We start from the raw sequence: 18,517 nt of genomic DNA, 5'->3' as shown, positions 1-18,517 counted from the left end.
GGGGGAGCTAGGGAGAGGGGGAGAGGGGGAGAGGGGGAGATAGGGAGAGGGAAGAGTGGGGAGTTCTCCTCATCCCCTCACTGGTGACTGGTGACTGGTGACTGGTGACTGTAAATCTCCCTAAACGGGTAACGCCGATTCCTCCAGCAGTTCTGAGTAGACTTCACCAAGTTGTTGGGCGACGCTTTCCCAACTAAATCGATCGAGGACTCGCTGGCGGGCTGCGTTTCCGAGGCGATCGCGCCAATCCGAGTCGAGGAGGATGCGATCGATGGCTTCGGCGAAAGCTGCATCGTCCTTAGCGGGAACGAGTAGTCCAGTTTCCTCGTGGGCGACCGTGTACTGCAACCCACCGACCGCACTGGCCACGATGGGGGTACGACAGGCCATAGCTTCGATCGCCACCAAACCGAACGGTTCGTAATGACTGGGAACGACGCAGACGTCAGCAGCGGCGTAGTATTCTGTCATTTGTCCGTCGGCGATGCGTCCGGGGAAATGAACCAACTCTTCGATGCCTAACTCGCGAACCAAGGCGATCAGGCGATCGCGCTCGTCTCCGTCCTTGTGACCCGAACGACTTCCACCGCCGACGATCAGTTGTAGATCGGCTTTTCCGCGCAGTTGCGAGCGTCCGACCGCGCGAACCAGCGTTTCGATACCTTTGCGGGGGTCGAAGCGTCCGACGTAAAACACCAGTTTCGTGTCGGGAGAGATCCCCAATTCGCGGCGGGCTTCGTCTTTGGACACCGCACCGAAGCGATGGACGTCCGTTCCGCAAGGAATGACGTCGATGTTTCCCGTTTGCGTGACTTGACGCATATCGTCCGCCTCTTGGGGACTGGTGGCGATGACGCGATCGGCCGTTTCGATACAGCGTTTTTCCGTTTCCAGGCGGGTGTTGGCGATCGGGGGAATCTCGGAGACCGAGCGATATTTCACCGACCCAAGTGAATGGTGAGTATGAACTTGAGCCAAAGGTTGATGCGCTTTCAGTTGCATTCCCACCCAAGCCGACAGCCAATAGTTCGTATGAGCGAGGTGGTATTGTACGCCGGATTCAGCTTGAAACTGGAGTAGGCGATCGATGAAGGTGGGTAAATACTGAAAGATATTATCTCGATGAACGAAATGTTCTGGCCCGGCGGTCAGTCGAATCGTGCGGCAGTTGTCTCGATGTTCGACAATGTTGTCTTGGTTGGGGTCGGTTTTGCGGGTGAACATATCCACCTGCCAACCTTGTTCGGCCAGGCTTTCGCCGACGTGACGAACGTAAACATTTTGACCCCCCGCCTCTTCTTTTCCAATTTCGATCGCCGGATCGCCGTGAACTGAAATCAGGGCAATATGTCGTGCAGAAGCCATAGTAGAGATTCCTTTGAGAACGCGATCGAGATCGAGGTCAGCGCCCTGTAAAACAGGATACCGAACAGTCGAGTTGACGAGCAGTTAAAGTTCCCGTAAGTCAACTCTGAGGGAGGGTTAGACTCCTCAATTCTCATCGCGAGGACGAATCGTTTGGCTTGATTTTAGCATTTTCGCTATAGGGCGTTTGTTGATGGTCGGACAGCTTAGCAGGCAAGGGGTTCAGCAGTCGGACAACTCGGGCAAAATTGGGTTTTCCGTACTGTTTCTGCTATCGGCGGTGAAGCCAATTCCGTGAAGGCTTGAGATCCCCGGCATCTCCGAGATGCCGGGGATCTGGCTGTCAACCCGATCTGACCGCCCAAATTGAGTGTGGGTTCTCTGTTATCGGCTTTCGACTAAGGAAAGGGCAGTTCCCGTTAAGCTGAAGGCGCGAACTTCAGCGATTTTGACGGGAACGGTTTGTCCTTTGAGGCGATCGATATCGCCTTCAAAAAAGGTCAAGCGGTTGCCTCGGGTGCGTCCCATCACCTGATGGGGATTTTTGGGGTTGCGATCTTCAACTAACACGTCTTCGACGCGATCGAGATACCGTTGAGAGCGATCGGCAGCTTTTTGGGCGACGAGGTGGTTGAGTCGTTGCAGGCGATCGCTTTTGACCTCCTCGCTGAGTTGGTTGTCCCACTGTGCCGCAGGGGTACCGGGACGGGGGGAATAGGCGGCGGTATTGAGTTGGTCGAACCCGATATCTTCGACGAGTTTCAGGGTATTTTGAAACTGCTCTTCCGTCTCGCCGGGAAATCCCACGATCGCATCGGCACTAATGGCGGCGTCCGGCATATACTTACGAATCGTCTCGATAATGCGTCGGTATTTTTCGTGAGTGTAGCCGCGAGACATGGCTTTGAGAACCTCGTTATCCCCCGACTGGAAGGGAATGTGAAAATGTTCGCAGACCTTGGGGAGTTCCTGACAGGCGCGAATGAGGCGTTCGGTGAAGTAGCGAGGGTGACTGGTGGCGAAGCGAATGCGATCGATCCCCGGTACGTCGTGAACGTAGTACAAGAGATCGGTGAGGGTATGTTTGTGGCGGCCTTCCGGCGTCGTTCCCGGTAAATCTCGTCCGTAGGCGTCGATGTTCTGTCCCAGGAGTGTAATTTCTTTGTATCCTTGACGGGCTAGGTCTTCGATTTCGGTGCGAATTGCCTCCGGCGTGCGAGACTGTTCGGTTCCCCGCACGTTGGGAACGACGCAGTAGGTACAGCGTTCGTTGCACCCGTAAATCACGTTCACCCAGGCTGTAACCTTACTATCGCGGCGGGGTTTGGTGATGTCTTCGATAATGTGGACAGGTTCGGTCGCGACGACCTGGTTTCCAGCAAGGACTTGTTCGAGGAGGTCGCCGAGGCGGTTGGCGTGTTGCGGTCCCATGACCATATCCAGTTCGGGAACGCGCCGCAGCAGGGCTTCCCCTTCTTGCTGAGCGACGCAACCGGCTACGATCAGAGTTACATTGGGGTTTGTTTGTTTGCGTTTGGCTTGTCGGCCGAGGTAGGAGTAAACTTTTTGTTCGGCGTTATCGCGAATCGTGCAGGTGTTGTAGAGGACGAGGTCGGCGGTTTCCGGGTTGTCGCTCTGTTGGTAGTCGAGCGATTCGAGGATTCCGGCCATCCGTTCGGAGTCAGCTTTGTTCATCTGACAGCCGAAGGTGGTGATGTGATAGCGACGGGGAGACGTGGTCATTAGCGTTCTGAAATCTCGATCGAACCTTCATTTTAGCGAGTTTGTCGCGTCTGATGTATGGGAAGCGCGATCGCCCCGTTACTCCCCTCGGGGTGAGACAAGCAGCCTTAGAGTCGGGGTTCGGACTCGAGATAGCGATCGCCCCCCGAGGGTTTTTAACCTGAATTTAAGCTAAAGTACGGAATTATTTTTGACATCTCATCTGTAAGTTTTCTGAGCAGCGATCGACCGTCGTACTGACGTTTCAATTCATCTTAAATTTCTTTACACAATTTTTACGATAAATCAAAGTAAACTTTAAACCTAAACGTAGATTTACGGAGTAAACTAAACAAATAGGGGTTGCATCTACAGCGTAGTTTTAAGAGTCACGAACCGTTAGAGCGATCGAACTAGGTTCGTCTCATCGTTCAAAGCCATCTCACCTCATTCATCTCGAGCGATCGTATTTTTTACGTGACGATCGCCCGAGTTCAGTGATACCCTACGAAAAAACACGGGCGCGGACTGCTGCGTCCCGTTTTATCTGTCGCTACTCCCTAACATTTTCAACGACCCACATCTCCCATGAATAACAGCCAGAGTGCGCGCCAAATCGTTTTCATCGATTCCCGTGTCGATCGTTACGAAGATCTCGTGCGGGGCGTTGTCGCCAACACCGATGTCGTCGTTCTTGAGGGCGATCGGGACGGTGTCGAACAGATCGCAAAAACCCTCGCTACGTATGGTGACGTGCGATCGATCCACATCGTCACACATGGAGAACCGGGTCGCGTGCAGTTGGGATCGACGAATTTGGATGTTACGACGATCGAACGGCACAAAAAGAGTATTAGACGTTGGACATCTGCATTTAGTTCCCAGTCAGAAATTTTTCTTTACAGTTGTCAGACTGCTGCCGGAAACTTAGGTCGTCAGTTTTTAGAAAAACTACACCAGTTAACGAACGCAAGTATTGCCGCCTCGTCTCAAATGATGGGACGAGGACTGTGGGAATTCGACGTTTGCCTCGGCAATATTTTTTCTTCTATTGCCTTTCGTCCCGAGATTTTATTTCGTTATTCGGGGACGTTAAACTTAGAAAACCGTCTTTATGCCACAGGTGGAACCGACGACAAGCAACTCTTCGTTGTCGATCTCGAGACTGGAGATTTAACTCCCCTTGGAAATCTACAAGATTCATCCTTTGCTCTGGGACGAGATAGTGACGGTACTCTCTACTATGCTGACACCAATGATACGGGTAGTGTTAAGTTTTATACAAGCGATGCTTCGGGTAGTCCGAGTGCGCCACTCAGTGGGACAGCTAGTATTCCTGAAAACAAGCCACTTTTAAAACTTGCTCAGTCTCAAGATGGCACGCTGTTTGGTATGACTGCGGCATCAACGACGCTATATGTAATTAATAAAAGTGATGGAACTATAAAAACAAGTTTTGATATTGGAGGAACATTTGAGAACGGTGGAGGAGATATCGCCTTCGATCCCAACAATCCAAATGTTTTTTATGTAACAATTGCTCGTCCCGGCCCAGGAATCTACAAGCTGTACAAAGTTACTTTGGATGATGCTAGTAATCCGACATCAGGAACCGGTATATTTATTGGCAATATCTTCGAGCCAGATGGAACGACTTCGCTTGATGCAAGCGGTGCAGGTGCTTTAGCATTCGGTGCTGATGGGGCTTTGTATCTTACGAGTAACCAGCGATTACTTAAACTCGAAAGCTTTCGTTCTGCAGGAGACTTGACTGCCACAAAAATCAGCGATCTTTCGGTAAATATTACTGATTTTGCAACGTTGCCCGAATCTTCCGTATATCTCAACATTACGGTGGATAAAGAGGACGAGCAAGTGGGGACAGGTTCTGCCAATGCTGGAGATACGTTAACGTATACTATTACCATTAAAAACAATGGAGTAACCGACCCAATTACAGGTATAGTTTCTCCAGGTAAGATCGAAGGAATTGAGGTTTCAGATCCCATATCCAGTGGATTTAATAGCTTTTCTTGGACGGAAGCTATTCTAGACGAGAATGGTAATACAGTGGTGGTAACGCCCACAACTGGATCGAATAGCGGGGCGATCGATCGAACGATCGATCTCGAGGCTGACTACACAGCTATTTATACTGTCACTGCCACAATTCAAACTACGCCGCTCAGCAATGATTTCGTAACGAATAATGCAACCGTCAGTGTTCCCGGTTTCAGCCTCGTCGATCCTAGCGATCCAACCCAACGCCTGAATTCAATTAGCGATTCCGATACGGTCAACATTAACAACCTCCCTCCCGTCGCTCAAGACACGGTGGTTAATGTGACGGGTACGGTTACGGTAGATAGTCTCTTTGCCATCGATCCTGAATCCGACAACATCCAGTCTTTTATTATCGACGATTTACCTTCTGGAGGAACGTTAAGACTTAACGGTACGCTAGTCCAACCTGGGGATGAAATTCCGTTTGCCGATCTCAGCAATTTAACCTTTGAGCCAGATCCGGGATTTAGCGGTGCGACGTTTAACTATCGCGCTAAAGATAGCAAAGGCGGCATTTCCGAACCGGCAATGGTGACGCTGAACGATCCGCCAGAGGCGACAGGAGATACCGTCACGCTGACTGACACTGACACGCCTCTCGATCGATCGATTTTGGGCGGTACAGACGACGATGGAACCGTTCAGTCTTACATCATCGAATCGTTACCTTCAAATGGAACCCTATACGTTGGAGATCCCGACAACGGAGGAGTTGCAGTTACAGCCGGACAACAGCTTACTCCCGACCAGATCGATCGGTTAGTATTTCGGGCAGATTTTAATGCGACCAATATTAATACGACTTTCGACTTCAGCGTTATCGATAATAACGGTGCTAAATCCACGAGTGCCACAGTCACCCTAGACGGAAATGCTCCTCCAGATACGACAGATGCAGCTTTTAACTCTCTAACTTCGGGGACACCATCTCAGTTAACTGGCTTGGGGGGAACGGACGACGACACCGACCCAAACGACTTAAGCTTTAAAATTACCGAACTTCCCACTGAAGGTACTCTGTACCTCGGAGATCCGAACGGTTCGGGAACACCAATTACCAATCTTTCCCAAGTTGACAACTTAACCAAAGCTGAACTCGACAGTCTCTATTTCGACCCGCCAGCCAATCCAGCTAATTTTACAGGAACCAGTTTCAAGTACGCGGCGATCGATGCAGATGGAGCAGAAGATCCGACCCCTGCAACGGTTCAACTCACGCCGACGAACGGTAACGTTCCTCCCAATACCGACGATACCACCGTAGACGTTCCGCCGAATACAGCCAGTAGCAGTACCACGATTCCCCCAGGTATTCCCACCGCAATTACAGGATTGGGAGGAGACGATCCCGACGGGAGTGTCGATAAGTATCGTATCGATACGGTTCCAGGTAACGGAACGCTTCTTATCAAAGATCCGATGGCTCCCGATGGTTTCAGGGAAATTAACGCCGGTGAGGACATCCCGGCTGCGGATATCGACAAACTGGTGTTTCTCCCTGGCCCGGGTTTTAACGGGACGAGCTTCACTTATTCTGCTATTGACAATAATGGAAAAGTCGATCCGACCCCTGCCACGGTAACGCTGAATGCAGGAAACCAAGTCCCCGATACGCAGGACGTAACGCAAAGTTTGCCTTCTAATTCGGGCGACATTATAAAACTTAACGGATTAGGGGGCAGCGATCCCGACGGCAACGTAGCTTTCTATACCGTTTCTAAACCCAGCAATGGAAAGCTATATATCGGAGATCCGGCACTGGGTAACGAGATTACCGCAGATACTCAGTTAACTCCCGACCAACTGCAACAGTTGTATTTCGAGGTTGACGATCCTAACGTAGACGTGACGATCGAGTACTTCGCCACGGACAACGACGGCGATCGCGACCCGACCCCTGCCACCGTAACGCTGACATCCGATAACATTCCTCCTGAAACCGATGGCGCGTCCACCAGCGTACAACCCGGTCAAAGTCGCACCCTGACGGGGTTGGGTGGCAGTGACAGCGACGGAACCGTTGCGGCTTACGTTATCAAAACAATTCCCAACGGAGGCATTTTATATCTAGGCGATCCGGCCAACGACGTTCGCATTCAACCGGGTCAAAAACTGTCGCCGCAAGAGATCGATCGCCTGGTCTTCGTGGCCGGGAACAATTTCCAAGGAACGAGCTTTACCTATGCTGCCGTCGATAACACCGGAGAAGAAGACCCGACGCCAGCCACCGTTTCGATCGGTTTGACAGACCTTTCAACCCCCTCTCAACCGACCCCGACCCCCGACCCCGACCCCGACCCGGAACCCGACCCGGAACCGGAACCCGAGCCGGATTTTCCAGAAAGTCCCGATTCCGATGTTGAAGAACAATGCTGTCCGCCAGTGCCGGAAGAGCAAGCGATGCCCGAGGTTCCTGGGTTGGGGGCGATCGCCTTGCCGGATATCGAGGAACTGCCCGCTCTCGACACCAACGGCTTCGAGATGGCGTTGGAAAACCGCCAAGAGGGAGACGCCGGAGATAACCTCCTCGAAGGAACGGCTGGCAACGACGAACTGCAAGGTCGCGAAGGGAGCGACGCCCTGCGGGGATTTGAAGGAGACGATTTCCTACAAGGGGGGATTTCTGGCGATGCGAACGTAACCCGCGATCGCGACGCCATCGCCGGAAACCAAGGCAACGACCTCATCGGCGGCAACGAAGGAAACGATACCATCTTCGCCGGAGAAGACGACGACCTCGTCTTTGGCGGCCGCGACAACGATTTCATCTGGGGCGATCGTGGCAACGATACACTCTCGGGAGACATGGGAGACGACGCCATCGCTGGAGACGAACTCCTCCTCAATGGCAACATTCCCTCGGGACGCGACCTCATTTACGGCAACGACGGCGACGATACCCTCAACGGCAACTCTAACGACGACTCCATCTCCGGTGGAACGGGGACGGACATCATCGAAGGGGGCAAAGATAACGACCTGATCTGGGGCGACGAAGGGAATGACTCTCTCAACGGCAACTTCGGTAACGACACGATTCTCGGCAGCAACGGTACCGGAGACGCCGCCACCGAAGCCGACATCATCCACGGCAACCCCGGTAACGATATGCTTTCCGGCGGTATGGGCGACGATACACTCTTCGGCGGCCGCGATGGGGATACCGTAGACGGCGGCGAGGGCAGTGACATTCTCTTCGGCGATCGCGGTGCCGATATCCTCATGGGAGGTGGCGGCGACGATGCGATCGTCGGTCGCTCGATCGATCCGACCCTCGCCGACGAAGACGGTTTCGAGTTAATTTACGGCGGTGCTGGAAACGATTTCATCAACGGCAACGAACGGGACGACAGTATTTCCGGCGGCGACGGGGACGATCGCATCCTCGGCGGAAAAGACCAAGACCTCATTTTCGGCGATGGCGGCAACGACACCATTAAAGGAGAACTCGGCAACGACACCATCCTCGGCAGTCCCGCCGACGTTCTTGAAGGCGTCTCCGACAACGACCTCATCGCCGGAAACAACGGCAACGACCTGATTAAAGCCGGTCACGGTGACGATATTGTCTTTGCTGGAAAAGACGACGATATCGTCTACGGCGAAGACGGAAACGATGTCGTCTTTGGCGATCGCGGCCGCGATGTCGTCTACGGTAACGGCGGCAACGACATCCTCGTTGGCGATACGGGCAACCCCGAAACCGACGATGCCGAAGCCGATGCCGATCTCGTCTTCGGCGGCGTGGGAGACGATATCGTTTTGGGCAACCAAGGTAACGACAGTCTCGTCGGTGGTGACGGCAACGACATCGCCCTCGGCGGCCGGGACGACGATCTCATCTGGGGTGAAGCCGGAAACGATAACCTATCGGGAGATTTGGGCAACGATACCCTCTGCGGTGGCGAAGGAGACGACACGCTCATCGGTGCCAATACCAATATCGAACGGATTGGCGACGGGGACGACCAACTCTGTGGCGGCGTCGGGAACGACATCCTAGCCGGGAACGAAGGCAACGATAAACTTAACGGCGGCGACGACGACGATACTCTCTTCGGCGGCGACGGCGACGATACCCTCTTCGGCGGAGACGGAAACGACCTGTTGAGCGGCGATCGCGGTAACGACAGTCTCGTCGGCGGCGAGGGGAGCGATCGGTTTCTCCTGTCCGCCAACAGCGGCAACCTCACGATCGCCGATTTCCAAAAAGGAAGCGACTCGTTCCTTTTGTCCGGCAACCTCACCCTCGCACAGCTTACGGTGTCGCAAGCCGGAAGCGATACTCTGATTCGTCTCGGCGATACGACCCTAGCAACTGTGGTGGGATTTGCCCCCTCGGATATCGACGAAGGCGATTTTCAGTAAGTCGGTGGTGATGGGATGATGAAACGTTAGGGGTGGGTATGCTCACCCCGACAGACGGCATTTTCAAGGGGTTTAACCCTGTTCGATGCCGTTTCTATCGACTTACATCGCCCCTTACCGATTTCCGTTTTCATGTTTCGTTGGTTTTCCCGCAAACTGTCTGAGAAGCCGTCTGAGGCAGCATTTTTGTCAGATTGGCGTTTTCAGTTGTGGACGATCGTGGCGATCGCGATCGCCCTGGTTATCGCATCGCCGATTTTATTCGTTCTCGGCAGTATCTTTTTTGACGCCAGCGAGGTCTGGCAGCATCTAGCTACCACCGTCTTGCCCCGATACGTCCGCAATTCAGTAATTTTAATGGTCGGGGTGGGTCTCGGCGTCGTCACCATTGGGGCGGGAGCCGCTTGGCTGGTAACCGCCTGTCGCTTTCCCGGCGTGCGGATGTTCGAGTGGGCGTTGTTGCTGCCTATGGCTGCCCCGGCTTACGTTTTAGCCTACACCTATACCGACTTTCTGGAATTTTCCGGCCCCGTGCAAAGTCTGTTGCGGGATTGGTTTAACTGGGAATACGGCGATTACTGGTTTCCCAACATTCGATCGCTCGGCGGGGCGATCGCCCTACTGACCCTAACGCTCTATCCTTACGTTTATATGTTGGCGCGGGTGGCGTTTCTCGAACAGTCCGTCTGTACCCTCGAAGCCAGTCGCGTCCTCGGCTGTAATCCCTGGCGGAGTTTCTTCACCGTCGCCTTACCCTTAGCCCGTCCCGCCATCGCAGCCGGAACCGCCCTCGCGTTGATGGAAACCCTCAACGACTTCGGAACGGTACAGTATTTCGGCGTCGATACCTTCACCACTGGAATTTACCGAACCTGGTTCGCGATGGGAGAACGCATCGCCGCGACGCAACTGGCGGCGTTTCTGTTGCTGTTCGTGTTCGCCTTGCTGCTTCTCGAACGGCGATCGCGACGTCAAGCCGCCTACTATCAAACCTCGGCTTCGTTCCAGCATCCCCCTCGATTCGAGCTTTGGGGATTCCGAGCGATGGGGGCGAGTCTCGCCTGTAGCTTACCTGTTATTTTCGGCTTTATCGTTCCCGGCGGCGTGTTGCTCGTTTTAGCGATCGCCAAATCCGACGAAACTTTCGGCGATCGCTTTTGGGAATTCGCCCGTCACAGCTTGTTTCTCGCCAGCGTCACAGCCGTTATCGGGGCGATCGTGGCCTTAGTTCTCGCCTATGGCGTTCGTCTCAACCCTTCCCCTTGGATGCGTTTGGCTTTGCGGGTGTCCGCCTTGGGGTACGCCATTCCCGGTTCGGCGATCGCCGTGGGGGTTCTCGTTCCCGTCGGAACCTTAGATAATACGATCGATCGCTGGATGCGATCGACCTTTAACGTTTCCACCGGACTGCTCCTCAGCGGCACTGTCACCATCCTAATTTTCGCCTATCTCGTGCGGTTTCTCGCCGTCTCCCTCAGCAGCGTCGAATCGAGCCTCGGTAAAATTGCCCCGAGTCTCGACGAAGCCTCTCGCAGTCTTGGCTACACGCCCTTAAGTACCCTACTCGACGTTCACGTTCCCATGATGTGGGGAGGACTGCTGACCGCCACTATGATGGTATTTGTGGACGTGATGAAAGAACTTCCCGCGACGATGGTGATTCGTCCGTTTAACTTCGATACCCTCGCCGTGCGCGTCTACAACCTCGCCTCCGACGAACGCCTCGCCGAAGCCTCCGGACCCGCACTCGCTTTGGTGGGAGTAGGGATCGTTCCCGTGATTTTCCTCAGTTGGCGCATCGCGCGATCGCGCTCGTAATCGTAACAGTCACCAGCCTTTTACAGTGAGCAGTGTTTCAGTCACCAGTCACCAGTCACCAGTGAAGACAGTTAACAGATAACAGTTTCTCCCCCTCTCCCCTGCATCTGATACATTAGATTGGGACTGTTTGAGGAACACTGCGGATGGGTTATCTAGTCGCCACCACAAACATGAAGGGCGGTGTGGGAAAAACCACCATGACCGTTAATTTAGCGGCGTGTTTGGCGAAAGACCACCGCAAGCGCGTCCTCGTCGTCGATCTCGACCCCCAAATTAGCGCGACGCTCTCGCTGATGTCGCCGACAGATTTCGCCCAAATTCGTAAAGAACACGGTACGCTCAAATATCTCATTCAAAAATCGATTACTGGCGATCTCGGAGCGACAGATGCTAAAAATATCGTTCGCCCTTATGCGGGAAATCTAAGTGGGATCGACATTTTGCCAGGTGATATCGATTTATACAACGATTTTCTCGTATCTGAAGTTCTCTACAAAAAAGCGATTCGCAACCCCGAACGTAACTTTGAGAAAGTCTGGAATTCGTTTGAAGATTCCCTGATGTACGGTATTCTCAAACCCCTAGTTCCTCACTACGATTTTATCTTTTTGGATTGCGCCCCGAGCTATAATTTAGTGACTCGGAGTAGCCTTGTTTGCAGCGATTTCTACTTGATTCCGGCTAAGCCCGAACCCCTTTCTTATATCGGGATGCAACTGCTCGAACGTCAAGTTAAAAAGCTTATCGAGACGCATCAAATCGATAAAAAAAGGCAAACCCAGCTCGTGGGAATTGTGTTTACTATGTCCCGTAATATTTTAGCGGGTCGTTATTACAAGCAAGTCATGAAACGGGTTCGTCAAGAATTTAACGACTCCCAGGTCTTTAAAACGTCTATTCCTATGGACGTAAGCGTGTCTCGCGCCGTCGATAGCTTTAAACCCGTCGTTCTGACCGATCCCAACAGTGCAGGCTCGAAGGCGTTTAGAGAACTCGCTCGAGAATTTTTGACGAAACTTCAGAAATTAACTCCGGCATCTCAAAGTGTCCGACTGTCTAAGTTAGAATGAGCTGTATCGCGTCGCTCTGACGAAACGGATCTGCGATCGCTTTTCTCACACGTTTGATATAAGGAATCTGAACCATGAACGCCCGATGGTTTTGTCTCGTTCCAACTGTGGCGTTATGCTTGGTTGTCTCTCCCAGTTCGGCTAGCGTTCCTCCAGGCTCAGTCGTTCTGGCGCAAGATAGCTCGCACTGGCAAGTTTTCGCATCTCAGGAAGGCCGGTTTCAGGTGATGATGCCAGAACCACCACGAACCTCTACAGAATCTGTCAGCTTTCCCGGCGAACCCATTGCTTTACACGCTTTCGCCGCCAAAGATTCTCAGAGCGAGTATCTCGTCACCTATTCGGACTATCCTAACGAGTTTATCGCCCGGATGGGAGAACCGACACAGTTCCTTCAGGCGGTCAAGCAGGGATTTCTCTCGGGAATTGAAGCTAGCGAAGAGTTTAGCAGTGCCTTACAACTCGAAGGCTATCCGGCGTTAGAAGTCGAGTATACAACTCCAGAAGGCGCTGCGGGATTTGCTCGGTTTTATTTGGTCAACTCGCGGCTGTATCAAGTCATCGCCACCTCTCGCGAAAACGCATCGGGAGATTTTTCAGAAAACGCCGATCGCTTTTTCGCTTCCTTCGATTTGCGTTAGTCTTCGATGGGAACGGTGAAATTTGGCTGCATTCACGGCGTCCGTTGTTAGACTGAAACTAGACGACTCCTCCACACCCCTAACGCATCAATGGACGCTTTCATCGAACAACGGATGCGGCTGCTCTACCACGAGAAAATCCGTCGGCGAATCGAACACTACCGCCAGCGGGTCGCGCAACGGACGGGCGATCGCCGCTATAGCTGTCAGTATTACGCCAATTCCGCCTATCTTCTGTGCGCCGTGAACCCTTCTGGCCCCTGTTCGACTTGTCGCCACTATCAGCCGAAGGGATGATAATCAGTCACCAGTCGCCAGTCACCAGTCACCAGTGAGAAGATGATGGGATGATGAGAAACTGTTACCTGTGAACTGTCCTCACTCTTCACTCTTCCCTCTTCCCTCTTCCCTCTTCACTGAAGAAGCTCTCCCTCTCCTTACATCACGTCCAAGATATGGGCATAATGGGCGGAGGAATGGAATTTCCGCTAGTTTCGGCGTCTAAGGCTGCAACGACACGATCGAACAGCGCGTCAGCTTCTTCGGGAGAATTTCCGATGGTCGTGAGTCCCAATTTCCCAAACTCGGACAAACACCCCATCAAGTGAAATACGGTTCCGGTTTCGGTACTGGTGTCGAAATGGAGTTGGTTGTAAGCGATGATGTCCATTAAGTCGTTGGGAAGCAAGCCGTGATAGCGATCTTTTTGTAAATTGTCGGTGGCTTTGTAGTATTTCGCTTTTCCCTGCTGGCTGTAAAACAGTCCTGTGGCGCGATCGAAATAACCTTTTGTGAGGAGTTTTAACGCCATGAACGGATGTGTCGTTCCCCCTTTGCGAAGGTTAATTTCGATCGCTTCAACATCCCAACCGTTATTGCGACGGACGACGACAAAATCGACACCAAATCGTTCTAACGCACCTTTTTCGGCAAGGTTTTGACCAACTTTCAACCCCAACTCTTGCAACTGTAAGCGATAACTGGCATCGGCGGGAAACCGACAGCCTAAGAAGATTTGTCCGTCAGGACCGCCGAGAATTTGGTCGTGAGTTGAAAGGATTTCTACCTCGCCGTGGGGGGTAATGCGGCCTTGAACGCTCGGCGATCGCTTTCGATCTCCTTCGACATAGGCTTCGACGATCGCACCGAGTTCGGGGATACGTTGGCGAAAGTGTTCCCAGGTTTCGGTGGTGGCTTGAAACCGCAATTTAGAAAAGCGATCGCGTATCGCCTTAACTCGCTGGCGTGGCGAAACATCTTGCAGCGGTTCGAGTTCTAAAATCGCGTTTCCTTCTCCCGAAAATCCTTCGTTGAGTTTCACCACTAGCCGCTTGAGATGAGGTTGGCGTTCCCATAACTCGCAAGCGGCTTCAGCCAATTCTTCATCGTCGAATACAAGAGAACTTCCATCGGGATGAGGAACGTTACATTCTTCAAAAATTTGACGACTTCCGCTTTTCGTCCCGAAATAGAGAAGTTCGGGATCGGTGGCGAGGAGGGGAATTCCCAGTTTGACAGACAGATCTCGTTCGGAATTCGTGGCGTTAAAGCAAATGGCGTAGGTTTTGTTCGGACGCAATGCCATGCGAATTCGTTCGATTAGTCGCGGGCGATCGAGGATTTTTTGAGTTAAAGATTTGGACGAAGAGTCGTAAGCAGCGAAGAGTAACAGGCGATTTCTGGCGTGGGAAAAGGGAATACCAGGAAGCAGTTGTAAGTAATAGTCGATAATGCTGGGATGAAGGGGTTGAGATGTAATGTAAATGAGTCGAGTTCGGGGATTTCTCAGCCGAATGAGGGAAAATAAAAATCGTTCTTCATAGTGGTGAACGCCGTCGATTTTTAAGAGTTCTTCTTTATCTAGAGTGAGAGATGGGATAACGACAATATCGGTGTCGCCCGTATCGAATAAATCGACAGTTTGCCAACGATGTCTCAGTTGAATTTGTAGTTGGCGAAACTGTTCGACGACGGTGCGATCGCTCGCTGAGTTTAAAGTGCAGAGTCGAGGAACTTCGTTCAATTGATAATATCGTGTATTTTGACTTGAGAGGCGATCGAGTTTTTTTCGATCGAATTTGGATTGGGGTGTATCTCAAAAATGTAAATCGATCGGAGGCACGCTTGAGTTCTCGATTTAACAGTGAATTTATTTTCTATAAGTTACTTAACGCTTATAGTACGCGAAATACAAAGGGGTATCGATACGGAGTATCGGGATTGCTCGCGATTTTTAAAATCGCAAGAATTGGTAGTACGATAATTGCAATTCCCAATAAAGCTCCGAGTACAATTGCAACGGGAATCGTAATAACTAAAGCTGTAAGAACGGCTACGATCGCACCGTAAATATAAACGTTTAAGTGAAAATTCAAAGACTCTTTCGCGTTATTTTTAACAACAGAATCTTCGCTAATCAAAAATAAAACAATTGGAATTCCAAAGGAAACGATCGTCCAACTGAAAAAAATTGCAGCATGGGACAGGATCGAGAACAGCTTTCGAGTGTCGTTATTCATAAATTCGATCGCCTTGTCAAAACGAGATTAACTCCACTGCATTATATCAAACTGTTCTTCACGCTCGAAAACGCAATATTTTTTAATGTTAATTTTTATAAGGCTTGATGTTTTTTTATAAATTGAAATCTCGCCAAACTGCCAATCCTGCCGCTCCCAGCAACACCCACACCAGCCAATCCCCCCAACGCACGTAAAGCGTCCGAGTTTGGCGGCGATACACCGTTTCGGCGTGGGTGGCGAAGACGTTAAAACCCGATTTCCAAAGCGTGCGCCCGTGAGGATCGACAATGGCAGAATAGCCGGTATTGGTGGCGCGAATCGCCCAGCGATCGAGTTCGATCGCCCGCATGACATCTTGAGCGTGGTGTTGTTGGGGCATCGACGGCGCATAATGGGCGTTGTTCGCCGCACTCAGGAAAAATTCGCCTCCTCGTACCGCCTGTCGCCGAAAATGCTCGGGAAACGCCGATTCGTAGCAAATGCCCACGATCGCCCGTCCGAAAGGCGTGTCAAATACCTGATTTTTCGCGCCCGGTACCATCTGCGCCTGCAACGGCGACAGGCGGTTGACGACACTTCCCAACACCGACTCAAAGGGGATATATTCCCCCAGGGGAACCAAGATCGCCTTGTCGTAACGGCTGAATACTTCCCCGTCTCCCGTTACCGTCAACAGACTGTTACTGTAGCGGCGCAAGTTTCCTTGAAACGTTCCCACCCACGCCGTCACTTCCCAGCGGCGAATCGCTTGGTACAAGTGCGCTAAGGGAGAATTACTGCTGAGGGCGTCGGCTTCCCAGAAATCCGGTAACGCCGTTTCTGGCGTGAGAACCGCATCGACTCCCGCTTCGGCGAGGGTTTCGTAGCCTCGGGTGTAGCCTTCCAAAGCGCGAATAAATCCCTCGCGATAGAGTTTGATTTCGTTGGGAACGTTTCCTTGAATAATTCCGGCGCGAAAGGCGAGATTGGGGGAATCGTTGAGGGGGCGACTGTAGAAGTAAAATCCCAGGAAATGAGAAATGGAAAAAGTGGCGATCGCAGCCATAACAGCCAGTTGGCGGCGTTTTTCCGACAACACGGCAGCGGCGAGACAGCCGTTGACGGCGACGACACTGGCGGTAACGGCGGTGGTTCCCGACAGTTGCCCCAAATGTAAGATAGCGAGATTGTGGGGACTTTGTGTGTACGCCAAAGACGACCACCACAACGGCGTCGATCGCCAAACCGCTTCGAGGAGACACCACGCTGCCACGCCGAGGAGAATTCGCGTTAACCAGTTTCCCCGATATCGAGCCGCGATCGCCGCCCAAAGTGCCGCCCAAGCTGCACCCCAGACAGTAACAGCCATCCAACAGGCGATGGCGATGGCGAGACTCGCCAGCCAGGGAACCCCCATCCACGTCATCGGGTGAATTCCCGTCAGCCAAAACAAGGCGACACCGTGAAAGCCGACGCCCCAGGCGAATCCCAACCCCAGGGGTTTGGCGGTGGAACGATACAGCAACACCCACAGCGGCGCAAGGGCAATCCAGGCGAAACCCCACCATTCGACGGGGGCGACGGTGCAACCCATTGCAACGCCGCTGAGGAGGGCAAGGAGAAGGGAGAACGATCGACTTTTCACGGAGGTTTGGCGCGGGGATGGGGAAACCACGAGAATAGAGTTAGGCTGAGCTTCTCATTATATGGATATGACCGTTTCCGAGATGGCGATCGCGATCGCGCTTCCCCCCACCCTAACGCTGACGGTAACGCCGGAACAGTTCGAGGAACTGGCGCGAGTCAACCGCGAGTTGAGATTGGAACGCACTGCATCGGGAGAGTTGATTGTCATGCCACCGACGGGAAGCGAAACGGGAAATCGTAACGTGGAACTGGCGGCGGAAGTGGTGGTGTGGAACCGTCAGACGGGGTTGGGGAAAGTCTTCGATTCTTCGACAGGGTTTCGTCTTCCCAACAGTGCGAATCGATCCCCGGATGTCTCGTGGGTAAAGGGCGATCGATGGGAGGCGTTATCGGCGGAGGAACGTCAGGGATTTGCGCCGTTGTGTCCGGATTTTGTGGTGGAGTTGCGATCGCCTTCCGATAGTTTGAAGCCGCTGCGTCAGAAGATGCAGGAATACATCGACAACGGGGCGCGGTTGGGATGGCTTATCGATACCCCGTCGCGGCGAGTGGAAGTGTATCGACAGCATCGCGCGGTGGAGGTGTTGGAAAATCCGGTGACGCTGTCAGGGGAAGCGGTGTTACCGGGGTTTGTGTTGTCGTTATATCAGAAAGAGGCTGACTCTACAACCCCAACAACTGCGCCAACGTAGGCAAATGTTTCTGCTGAGAGGGTGACAACATAGCTAGACCCCCTGCCTCACAAGGGATAGAGCCTCTAGCCCTCGTTAAAAATGGAGAGATTTGTGAGGCTTCAACGCCATGAGATCCAATCCAATCATCTCTCCAGATCGGCAGGGATTGACTCCGAGCATAACTGGATAATCCAAGGGAGAAAATACTATGATGAGGAAAACCTTGAGGGGTCAGGTCTGAACGACCCGAATAAGATTGGACGTGAGATTCAAGGAGACGCTGACCCGAACGAGTCGCGAAACAATAGGCTAAAGTCATGAGAAAAACGATCGATGCCCCAACGCGCTCTGTAAATTTGGCGGACTAATTGAGCATCTGAGAGAGTGGTCAGCAATAACCGGGTGCATCTCAAAAATGTAAATCTATACGAAAGAATAAGGATTTCAGCCTCCAATTCTCATATTTTTGCAAAACTGAGATGCTCCCGCAATAACCAAGGTTCTTTCCCTCCTTTCCCTCGATAACGACGTTTCCAATAAACGCCGAGATTAAGGGTGCATCTCAGTTTTGCAAAAACATCAGTTTTGGGTGGCAAAATTCCCGATTAGCATTTCCCGTATAAGATCCCCGGCATCTCCAAGAT

The 18,517-nt window shown here is 52.3% G+C and carries 11 protein-coding genes; 6 read left to right on the top strand and 5 right to left on the bottom strand.

Annotated elements, in window-relative coordinates; genetic code table 11:
• Positions 1–120: 120 nt before the first annotated feature.
• Entirely contained in the window at positions 121–1,365 is a 1,245-nt protein-coding gene (locus POG22_RS09930) for a glycosyltransferase (protein WP_063715678.1), read from the bottom strand.
• A 384-nt stretch (positions 1,366–1,749) separates the two neighbouring features.
• Positions 1,750–3,108, bottom strand: coding sequence for a tRNA (N6-isopentenyl adenosine(37)-C2)-methylthiotransferase MiaB (gene miaB / locus POG22_RS09925; protein ID WP_063715679.1), 1,359 nt, complete (start codon positions 3,106–3,108; stop codon positions 1,750–1,752).
• A gap of 567 nt (positions 3,109–3,675) precedes the next feature.
• Here miaB and POG22_RS09920 point away from each other — a divergent pair.
• From POG22_RS09920 to POG22_RS09900, 5 genes are all read left to right on the top strand, one after another.
• The gene (locus POG22_RS09920) at positions 3,676–9,519 is read left to right on the top strand and encodes a DUF4347 domain-containing protein (protein WP_498905041.1); all 5,844 of its coding nucleotides are present in this window, start codon (positions 3,676–3,678) and stop codon (positions 9,517–9,519) included.
• A gap of 132 nt (positions 9,520–9,651) precedes the next feature.
• Positions 9,652–11,337, top strand: a complete 1,686-nt coding sequence (locus tag POG22_RS09915; RefSeq protein WP_498905039.1) for an ABC transporter permease — start codon at positions 9,652–9,654, stop codon at positions 11,335–11,337.
• A 146-nt stretch (positions 11,338–11,483) separates the two neighbouring features.
• Positions 11,484–12,410 carry a ParA family protein gene (locus tag POG22_RS09910; protein WP_017661183.1) on the top strand — a complete coding sequence of 309 codons (927 nt, stop codon included), beginning with the start codon at positions 11,484–11,486 and terminating at the stop codon, positions 12,408–12,410.
• 74 nt (positions 12,411–12,484) lie between these two features.
• Positions 12,485–13,051, top strand: a complete 567-nt coding sequence (locus tag POG22_RS09905; protein WP_498905037.1) for a hypothetical protein — start codon at positions 12,485–12,487, stop codon at positions 13,049–13,051.
• A gap of 90 nt (positions 13,052–13,141) precedes the next feature.
• The gene (locus POG22_RS09900; protein ID WP_063715684.1) at positions 13,142–13,348 is read left to right on the top strand and encodes a DUF6464 family protein; all 207 of its coding nucleotides are present in this window, start codon (positions 13,142–13,144) and stop codon (positions 13,346–13,348) included.
• A 145-nt stretch (positions 13,349–13,493) separates the two neighbouring features.
• On the opposite strand, the gene POG22_RS09895 is transcribed toward POG22_RS09900, so the two are convergent.
• The 3 genes from POG22_RS09895 to lnt all read right to left on the bottom strand — a co-directional run bounded on the left by POG22_RS09895 (position 13,494) and on the right by lnt (position 17,146).
• Positions 13,494–15,074, bottom strand: a complete 1,581-nt coding sequence (locus tag POG22_RS09895) for a peptide ligase PGM1-related protein (RefSeq protein ID WP_063715685.1) — start codon at positions 15,072–15,074, stop codon at positions 13,494–13,496.
• A 151-nt stretch (positions 15,075–15,225) separates the two neighbouring features.
• The gene (locus tag POG22_RS09890; protein WP_017661187.1) at positions 15,226–15,570 is read right to left on the bottom strand and encodes a DUF4870 domain-containing protein; all 345 of its coding nucleotides are present in this window, start codon (positions 15,568–15,570) and stop codon (positions 15,226–15,228) included.
• A gap of 115 nt (positions 15,571–15,685) precedes the next feature.
• Positions 15,686–17,146: an apolipoprotein N-acyltransferase gene (lnt, locus tag POG22_RS09885; protein WP_498905043.1), complete on the bottom strand. Its 1,461-nt coding sequence runs from the start codon at positions 17,144–17,146 to the stop codon at positions 15,686–15,688.
• 118 nt (positions 17,147–17,264) lie between these two features.
• On the opposite strand from lnt, the gene POG22_RS09880 reads away from it, so the two are divergent.
• Positions 17,265–17,891 carry a Uma2 family endonuclease gene (locus POG22_RS09880; RefSeq protein ID WP_498905034.1) on the top strand — a complete coding sequence of 209 codons (627 nt, stop codon included), beginning with the start codon at positions 17,265–17,267 and terminating at the stop codon, positions 17,889–17,891.
• The last annotated feature ends 626 nt before the right edge of the window (positions 17,892–18,517 follow it).

Source organism: Geitlerinema sp. CS-897 (genome assembly GCF_028368005.1).
GTDB lineage: Bacteria > Cyanobacteriota > Cyanobacteriia > Cyanobacteriales > Geitlerinemataceae > Baaleninema > Baaleninema simplex.
This window is presented reverse-complemented; position numbering and strand designations above follow the sequence as displayed.

Coding starts and splice junctions, on each gene's coding strand:
- POG22_RS09915 (WP_498905039.1), top strand. CDS start 9,652: ATGTTTCGTTGGTTTTCCCGCAAACTGTCTGAGAAGCCGTCTGAGGCA.
- miaB (WP_063715679.1), bottom strand. CDS start 3,108: ATGACCACGTCTCCCCGTCGCTATCACATCACCACCTTCGGCTGTCAG.
- POG22_RS09910 (WP_017661183.1), top strand. CDS start 11,484: ATGGGTTATCTAGTCGCCACCACAAACATGAAGGGCGGTGTGGGAAAA.
- POG22_RS09905 (WP_498905037.1), top strand. CDS start 12,485: ATGAACGCCCGATGGTTTTGTCTCGTTCCAACTGTGGCGTTATGCTTG.
- POG22_RS09890 (WP_017661187.1), bottom strand. CDS start 15,570: ATGAATAACGACACTCGAAAGCTGTTCTCGATCCTGTCCCATGCTGCA.
- POG22_RS09880 (WP_498905034.1), top strand. CDS start 17,265: ATGACCGTTTCCGAGATGGCGATCGCGATCGCGCTTCCCCCCACCCTA.
- lnt (WP_498905043.1), bottom strand. CDS start 17,146: ATGGGTTGCACCGTCGCCCCCGTCGAATGGTGGGGTTTCGCCTGGATT.
- POG22_RS09920 (WP_498905041.1), top strand. CDS start 3,676: ATGAATAACAGCCAGAGTGCGCGCCAAATCGTTTTCATCGATTCCCGT.
- POG22_RS09930 (WP_063715678.1), bottom strand. CDS start 1,365: ATGGCTTCTGCACGACATATTGCCCTGATTTCAGTTCACGGCGATCCG.
- POG22_RS09900 (WP_063715684.1), top strand. CDS start 13,142: ATGGACGCTTTCATCGAACAACGGATGCGGCTGCTCTACCACGAGAAA.